The organism is Mesorhizobium sp. M7A.F.Ca.CA.004.12.1.1 (assembly GCF_003997835.1).
Classification (GTDB): domain Bacteria; phylum Pseudomonadota; class Alphaproteobacteria; order Rhizobiales; family Rhizobiaceae; genus Mesorhizobium.
In genome coordinates this window covers 1-7,976 of record NZ_RZRK01000231.1, presented here as the reverse complement: position 1 = coordinate 7,976, position 7,976 = coordinate 1, and the positions used below count along the sequence as shown (strand labels likewise).

General features: G+C 62.0%; 9 protein-coding genes. 2 read left to right on the top strand and 7 right to left on the bottom strand.

Annotation, left to right across the window (positions count from 1 at the left end; translation table 11 throughout):
* The 6 genes from EN984_RS14430 to coxB all read right to left on the bottom strand — a co-directional run.
* A partial coding sequence (locus EN984_RS14430; RefSeq protein ID WP_164765474.1) for a cytochrome c oxidase subunit 3 occupies nt 1–846 on the bottom strand: 846 nt, incomplete at its 3' end.
* Nucleotide 847: 1 nt separating this feature from the next.
* Nucleotides 848–1,480 carry a cytochrome c oxidase assembly protein gene (locus EN984_RS14425; protein ID WP_127270322.1) on the bottom strand — a complete coding sequence of 211 codons (633 nt, stop codon included), beginning with the start codon at nt 1,478–1,480 and terminating at the stop codon, nt 848–850.
* Nucleotides 1,480–1,638, bottom strand: coding sequence for a hypothetical protein (locus EN984_RS14420; RefSeq protein ID WP_013532777.1), 159 nt, complete (start codon nt 1,636–1,638; stop codon nt 1,480–1,482). The genes EN984_RS14425 and EN984_RS14420 overlap by 1 nt, the downstream gene beginning before the upstream one ends.
* Before the next feature lie 2 nt (nt 1,639–1,640).
* A complete protein-coding gene (locus tag EN984_RS14415) occupies nt 1,641–2,585 on the bottom strand; it encodes a heme o synthase (protein WP_127270323.1) in 945 nt (314 codons plus the stop codon).
* Nucleotides 2,586–2,660: 75 nt separating this feature from the next.
* Nucleotides 2,661–4,313 (bottom strand): cytochrome c oxidase subunit I, encoded by a 1,653-nt coding sequence (gene ctaD / locus EN984_RS14410; protein ID WP_023808611.1) that lies wholly within the window; start codon nt 4,311–4,313, stop codon nt 2,661–2,663.
* Between the two features lie 38 nt (nt 4,314–4,351).
* The gene (coxB, locus tag EN984_RS14405; RefSeq protein WP_164748750.1) at nt 4,352–5,368 is read right to left on the bottom strand and encodes a cytochrome c oxidase subunit II; all 1,017 of its coding nucleotides are present in this window, start codon (nt 5,366–5,368) and stop codon (nt 4,352–4,354) included.
* Nucleotides 5,369–5,627: 259 nt separating this feature from the next.
* Here coxB and EN984_RS14400 point away from each other — a divergent pair, with 259 nt between their 5' ends.
* Together EN984_RS14400 and tldD are read left to right on the top strand one after the other, a co-directional pair.
* A complete protein-coding gene (locus EN984_RS14400) occupies nt 5,628–6,182 on the top strand; it encodes an invasion associated locus B family protein (protein WP_013532781.1) in 555 nt (184 codons plus the stop codon).
* Nucleotides 6,183–6,336: 154 nt separating this feature from the next.
* Nucleotides 6,337–7,749 (top strand): metalloprotease TldD, encoded by a 1,413-nt coding sequence (gene tldD / locus EN984_RS14395; protein WP_127270324.1) that lies wholly within the window; start codon nt 6,337–6,339, stop codon nt 7,747–7,749.
* 40 nt (nt 7,750–7,789) lie between these two features.
* Here the strand turns inward: tldD and EN984_RS14390 are convergent.
* The coding region (locus EN984_RS14390; protein ID WP_164765473.1) for an RES domain-containing protein at nt 7,790–7,976 on the bottom strand (187 nt) is incomplete at its 5' end.

Sequence of the window (7,976 nt, the reverse complement as noted above, 5' to 3'; positions counted from 1 at the left end):
GACGTAGATCGAGGCGAACAGGAACAGCCAGACCACGTCGACGAAGTGCCAGTACCAGGCGGCCGCCTCGAAGCCGAAATGTTGTTTGGGGGTGAAATCACCCTTCATCGCCCGGATCAGGCAGACCAACAGGAAGATGGTGCCGATGATGACGTGGAAACCGTGGAAGCCGGTCGCCATGAAGAAGGTGGCGCCATAGATGGAATCCTTGAAGGCGAACGGAGCATGCATGTACTCGTACGCCTGCACCATGGTGAACAGCATGCCGAGGCCAACAGTCAGCACCAGGCCGTTGATCAGGCCTTTGCGATCGCCATGGATGAGCGAATGGTGCGCCCAGGTCACCGTGGTGCCGGACAGCAGCAGGATGACGGTGTTGTAGAGCGGCAAATGGAAGGGGTCGAGAACTTCCATGCCCTTCGGCGGCCAGACACCGCCGGTAAACGCGGTGCGGGCATATTGCTGGACTTCGCTCGGAAACAGGCTGGCATCGAAATAGGCCCAGAACCAGGCAACGAAGAACATCACCTCCGAGGCGATGAACATGATCATGCCGTAGCGCAGATGCAGCGACACGACACGCGTGTGATGGCCCTCATGCGCTTCCTTGATCGTGTCCGACCACCAGGCGAACATGGTGTAGAGGATGATCACGAGACCGATGAAGAACAGCCATGGATTGGCGATGTTGAAGCCGAAGATCGGGAACGAGCCGCCCTTCAGGTATTCCATCAAGCAGACGCCGCCAAAGGCGGCGACAAGTGCGCCTACCGATCCCAGGAAAGGCCACGGGCTCGGGTCAACGAGATGATAGTCATGCTGTGGTTTTGCGTGCGCGTCTGCCATATCAACCCCCGAGATTTGCTTCGGTATTCGAAATTGTCTTGCTATTGCCCTTGGCCGGCTCCGAGGAGGCGACCGGCTTGGCCTTCTCGACCGGGAACATCGTATAGGACAGCGTGATCGTCTTCACGTCCTTCAGTTCCGGCACATTGACGATGTCGGGGTCCACGTAGAACAGGACCGGCATGTCCAGTGTCTCGCCGGGCTTCAGCGTCGTGTCGGTGAAGCAGAAGCACTCGACCTTGTTGAAATAGGGACCCGCCAGTTCAGGCTGCACGTTGAAGGTGGCGCGGCCGGTCACGGGACGATCGAACTTGTTGGTCGCCTGATAGTGCGCCTGCACGGTCTCGCCGATCTTCATCGTCATCGAGCGCTGGACCGGCTGGAACTCCCACGGCACGCCAGCGATGTTGGCATCGAAGCGGACGGTGATCTCGCGGTCGAGCACGCGGCCGGCATACTGCTTCTCGGCACGTTGCGTCGTGCCGCCATAGCCGGTCGCCTGGCAAAACATCTTGTAGAGCGGGACCGCGGCATAGGCCATGCCGATCATGCCGGTGAAAAAGGCGAGGCAGACAGCCGCGACGATGACGTTGCCGTTCTTGCCAGCCGCTTTTTTGGAGGTCCCGACGCTCATCACATCGTGCCCAGATTGTGGCCGAACTTCACGATCGTCGCGATGTAGAAAATGACCACCAGCAGCGCCAGCGCCACACCGATGGCGATAGAACGGCTGCGCTGCGCCTTCTTCTGACGCTCGGTCAACGTGACGGTCTCGAGCTTTTCCTCGATCATGGTCATGCTCCACCCATGGCAAGCGCGCGTTCGACAACGCTGTCGGCCAGATAGGCAGCGAAGATGGCGAAGAGATAAAGCAGCGAATAGGCGAACAGGGCCTTGGCCGGTTTCATGACGCGGTCATCGTCGGCCATGCTAAGCACTTTCCACGCGTACCAGACAAAACCGACTCCCAGAAGCAGGGCGGCCACGCCATAGAACGGCGTGGTGTAGCCAAGCAGCCACGGCAGCACGCCGACCGGGGCCAGCACCAGCGCATAGGCGAAGATCTGGCGGCGGGTCGAAGCGTGGCCGGCGACGTTGGGCATCATCGGAATGCCGGCCTTGGCATAGTCCTCGGACTTGAACAGCGCCAGCGCCCAGAAATGCGGCGGCGTCCACAGGAAGATGATCAGGAACAAGACAATGCTTTCGAGGCTGACTGTCCCGGTCACCGCGGCCCAGCCGATCACGGGCGGAATGGCACCGGCGGCCCCGCCGATGACGATGTTCTGCGGCGTCCAGCGCTTCAGCCACATCGTGTAGACGACGGCGTAGAAAAAGATGGTGAAGGCGAGCAGCGTCGCCGCCAGCCAGTTGACCAGCACGCCGAGCGTCATCACAGACAGCACCGACAGCACCAGCCCAAAGGTCAGGGCTTCGTGCGGCTGGATGCGACCGGCGGGGACTGGGCGGTTGGCGGTCCTGGTCATCACGGCATCGATGTCGGCATCGTACCACATGTTGAGCGCGCCGGAGGCACCAGCACCTATTGCAATAGCCAGGATGGCGATCACCGCCAGCAGAGGGTTGATGGTCACGGGTGCGGCGACCAGGCCGACAAAGGCGGTGAACACCACCAGCGACATGACGCGCGGCTTCAGCAGCGCGAAGAAATCGCCCGCCGTCGCTTCCGACATGCGAAAGCCCGCTTCGTCAATCAATGGGTCGTCGACAAGGGCCATGCGTACTTAAGTCCATCATCCGTTGGCCAAAACCGCCGGCGGACCGGCGGTTTCGTATTCGAGCGGGCAGCCGCCTTACTTGATTTTCGGCAGCTGTTCCCACTGGTGGAAGGGCGGCGGCGACGGCAGCTGCCATTCGAGCGTCGTTGCGCCCTCGCCCCATGGGTTGGCGCCGGCGATCCGCTTCTTCTGGAAGGCCTCGAACACACCATAGAGGAAGATCAGGACGCCGATGGCCGAGATATACGAGCCGATGGACGACACATAATTCCAGCCGGCGAACGCATCGGGGTAGTCGATGGTGCGGCGCGGCATGCCGGCGAGACCGAGGAAGTGCTGCGGGAAGAAGATCAGGTTCACGCCGACGAAGGTGACCCAGAAATGGGTGTTGGCGATGACGGGCGAATACATGTAGCCGGTCATCTTCGGGAACCAGTAGTACCAGCCGGCGAAGATGGCGAACACCGCGCCCAGTGACAGCACGTAGTGGAAGTGGGCAATGACGAAATAGGTGTCATGCAACGAGCGGTCGAGGCCGGCATTGGCCAGCTGGACGCCGGTGACGCCGCCGATGGTGAACAGGAAGATGAAGCCCAGCGCCCACAGCATCGGCGTCTTGAACGAAATCGACCCGCCCCACATCGTCGCGATCCAGGAGAAGATCTTCACGCCTGTCGGCACCGCGATGACCATGGTGGCGAAGACGAAATAGCGCTGCGTGTCGAGCGACAGGCCGGTCGTGTACATGTGGTGCGCCCACACGATGAAGCCGACGGCGCCGATCGCCACCATGGCATAGGCCATACCGAGATAGCCGAACACCGGCTTCCTCGAGAAGGTCGAGATGACGTGACTGATGATGCCGAAGCCCGGCAGGATCAGGATGTACACTTCAGGGTGACCGAAGAACCAGAACAGGTGCTGGAACAGGATCGGGTCGCCGCCGCCGTCGGGCGCAAAGAAGGTGGTACCGAAATTGCGGTCGGTGAGCAGCATGGTGATGCCGCCGGCCAGGACCGGCAACGACAGCAGGAGCAGGAAGGCGGTGATCAGCACCGACCAGGCAAACAGCGGCATCTTGTGCAGCGTCATGCCAGGCGCGCGCATGTTGAAGATGGTGGTGATGAAGTTGATGGCGCCGAGGATCGACGACGCACCGGCAATGTGGATCGACAGGATCGCCAGATCCATGGCCGGCCCGGGCTGGCCCGAGGTCGAAAGCGGCGGATAGAGCGTCCAGCCGCCACCGACGCCAAAGGCGCCCGGCGCGCTCGGCACGAACATCGAGGTGAGCAGCAGGATGAAGGCCGGCGGCAGCAGCCAGAAGGAGATGTTGTTCATGCGCGGGAACGCCATGTCGGGCGCGCCGATCATGATCGGAACCATCCAGTTGGCGAAACCGCCGATCAGCGCCGGCATGACCATGAAGAAGATCATGATCAGGGCGTGCGCGGTGGCGAAGGCATTGTACATGCTCTTGCCGCCGTCGATCGCGGCGTCACCGTTCATGCCATAGACCATCTGCGCCAGGCCGCTGAATATCTGGATGCCAGGCTCCTGCAACTCCATGCGGATGGCGACAGACAAGGCACCGCCGATGATGCCGGCCATGATCGCGAAGATCAGGTAGAGCGTGCCGATGTCCTTGTGGTTGGTCGAATAAACCCAGCGGACCCAGCCGTGATAAGGCTTGTGGTCGTGCCCGTCGTGAGCTGCAGCGTCTGCCATGTTCCGCTCCGTTCCCTAAATCTTGCTAACCCGCGGCATCAGTTGCCGGCGGACGCTACCTTGTTCTGGCCGTCGACCTCGGCCATCAGCGTCTTGTTGGCGCCGGGCAGATCGGTCTTGGCTGCCGCCAGCCAGGTCTTGAACTGCGCATCGGAGACGACGCGGATGGCGATCGGCATGAAGGCATGGTCCTTGCCGCAGAGCTGCGAGCACTGGCCGTAAAAAATACCTTCCTTCTCCGCCTTGAACCAGGTCTCGTTGGTGCGGCCCGGAATGGCATCGATCTTGATGCCGAACGACGGCATGGCAAAGGAGTGGATCACGTCGGTCGCGGTGACGAGCACGCGGGTCATGGTGTTGACCGGCACCACCAGTTCATTGTCGACCGCGAGCAGGCGCGGATAAACCTTGCGGTCCTCCTTGCCGGCGGCGGCGCGGTCGGTGTCCTGAAGGATCGCGGAATTGAAGGAGAGCGTGTTTTCGGTCTGGTACTCGTAGTCCCAGTTCCACTGGTTACCGGTCGCCTTGACGGTCAGCTTCGCTTCTTCCGGCGGCGTGTATTGCGCGGTCAGCAGCTGGAACGAGGGAATTGCCAGGCAAAGCAGGATGACGACCGGACCGACAGTCCAGATCACCTCGATCAGCGTATTGTGGCTGGTCTTGGACGGAACCGGGTTCGCGCTCGCACGGAATCTGACGATGCAATAAGCGAGGAGAAGCAGCACCAGGATGGTGATCGGAACGATGAACCACATCGTGTAGTTCCCGAACCACTCGATCTGCCGCATCATGTCGGTCGCCGGCGCCTGGAAGGTTGTCTCCCAGTTCTTGGGCTGGTCGGCATGGGCGGATGCGCCGGCGAAAAACGTGACAGCGGCACAAGCACTTAGAAACTTGGCACTTGCTGGAACCTTGGCGTTTGCCAGGAAATTTCTCATCGCCCTCATCGTCTCCCAGTTCCTCGCTGCGGTACCCACGAGAATAACGAACAATGCCGGGACGGGAATCCCGACAGTTTCAAGCTGGTTCAAACCATACTCTTTTTCCCTCCGCAAGAAAGGAGCGGACGAAACCGTGCGGCATTTTTGCGCGCAAGCCCGGATATGCCTTTGGAGGCAGCCGCGGCAGCACCGAATCGCCTACAGTGAGCCCGCAGCAGCATTCCCGCGGGCCGCAGGTGCCGAACGTCGCAATTCGGGCGAAATTGGCAGGGAAAAGCGCCCAATTGGCTTTTTCGGGGCAGACCTGGTGCGGTCTCGTCCTTTACTTGGCTTTGGCGCGGCTTAAAGTGCCGTGATTCGCAATGGAGCCGTCATGAATTACTGGCTTTCGAGAAACTCTCGGTTTTCGAGAAACTGGGCGAAGGTCATCTTTTTCGCCGCCCTGTCTGGCATCGGCTTGTCCGCGATCGTGTCCGGCACGGCGAACGCCGCGCAGCCGAGCGGCACCGTGCGCTCGACACATGGCGCATGGTCGATCATCTGCGACACGCCGGCCGGTGCCACCTCGGAACAATGCGTGATGATGCAGAACGTCGTCGCCGAGGACCGTCCGGAGATGGGACTGTCGGTCGTGGTGCTGCGCACCGCCGACAACAAGGCGGAGATCCTGCGCGTGCTGGCGCCGCTCGGCGTGCTTTTGCCCAACGGGCTCGGCCTCAATGTCGACGGCAAGGATATCGGCCGCGCCTATTTCGTGCGCTGCTTCCAGGACGGCTGCTATGCCGAGGTGATCCTCGAAAAGCCGCTTCTCGACACGCTGAAGACCGGCACGTCGGCCACCTTCATCGTTTTCCAGACCCCGGAAGAAGGTATCGGCATCCCGGTCGACCTCAAGGGCTTTGCCGACGGCTTCGCCGCCCTCCCCTGAAAGCCCGGCGACATCACCGGCTTCAACCAGAAGTGACTTCGACGGGCTGCTGGCAAACCGCTTTTGTCGTTACAATGCGGCAGAGCGATTGTCTCGGCGTGCCTTCGCGCCTACATCGTGGCAAAGACCCATTCCTCCTGTGAACGGATGCGCCATGAACAGCCTGATCGGCCAATTCGACATTTCAGACGATCGCATCAAGCGGATCGTCGCCGATACCATCAACGGCGCCGATGACGGCGAACTGTTCCTCGAATACAGCGAGAGCGAAGCGCTGATGTTCGACAATGGCCGCCTGAAGACCGCCAACTTCAACACCGACCAGGGGTTTGGCCTGCGTGCGGTTGCCGGCGAAGCCAGCGGCTATGCGCATTCCAGCGACCTCTCCGAAGCGTCGCTGCTGCGCGCGGCCGATGCCGTTTCAACCGTCAAGGGCGGTTATTCCGGCACGCTTGCCGCCGCACCGGCCCGCACCAACCGCCATCTCTATGGCGAAGAGAACCCGATCCCCTCGCCCTCCTTCGAGGCCAAGGCAAAGCTCTTGCAGGAAATCGACGCCTGGCTGCGCGCCGAGGATCCGCGCGTGCGGCAGGTTTCGGCATCGCTCGCCGCATCCTGGCAGCATGTCGAGATCGTGCGCGCCGATGGCCAAATGGTGCGCGATATCCGCCCGCTGGTCCGCATCAACGTCTCCGTCGTGGTCGGCGATGGCGACCGCCAGGAGAGCGGCTCCTACGGCATGGGTGGCCGCAAGGCGTTTGGCGAATTCCTGGTCGAGGACAGCTGGAAGCACGCCGCCAAGGAGGCGCTCAGGCAAGCTCTGGTCAATCTCGAGGCCATACCGGCCCCGGCCGGCACTTTCGACATCGTCTTGTCTAGCGGCTGGCCGGGCGTCATGCTGCACGAGGCCGTCGGCCATGGGCTGGAAGGCGATTTCAACCGCAAGAAGACCTCGGCCTTCGCCGGCCTGCTCGGCCAGCAGGTCGCCGCCAAAGGGGTCACCGTCGTCGACGACGGCACCATGCCCGAACGGCGCGGCTCGCTGACCGTCGACGATGAAGGCACACCTTCGGCCCGCAATGTGCTGATCGAGGATGGCAAGCTGGTCGGCTACATGCAGGATCGCCAGAATGCCCGGCTGATGGGCATGAAGGCGACCGGCAACGGCCGCCGCGAAGGCTATGCCCACCAGCCGATGCCGCGCATGACCAACACCTATATGACGGCGGGCGACATGGAGCCGGACGAAATCATCGCCTCGGTCAAGAACGGCATCTATGCCGTCTCGTTCGGCGGCGGCCAGGTCGACATCACATCGGGCAAATTCGTGTTCGGCTGCACCGAGGCCTACATGATCGAGAACGGCAAGGTGACGCAGCCGATCAAGGGCGCGATGCTGATCGGCAACGGTCCGGACGCCATGCACCGCGTCTCGATGATCGGCAACGACATGAAGCTCGACACCGGCATCGGCATGTGCGGCAAGGCCGGACAGGGCGTGCCCGTCGGCGTCGGCCAGCCGCATCTGCGCATGAACCAGATGACGGTGGGCGGCACCAGGGTTTGATAAGAACAGTCGACGAGCTTACTCGCCCATCTGAGTTGCCCTAAAGCCAGGATGCCGGCGATTTCGGCAGACGACGGTCGGGGTCGACGACCTCCAGGCGCGGCGCGCCATCCTCGTTCCAGCGCCAGAGCGCAACGCAGGTGCCGCCGGGCGACATGAAGGACGGATAGATCACGCCGTTCACCCCATCGGCAAGCAGGCGATCCCGCAGCTTGTGGGTCTCGGGC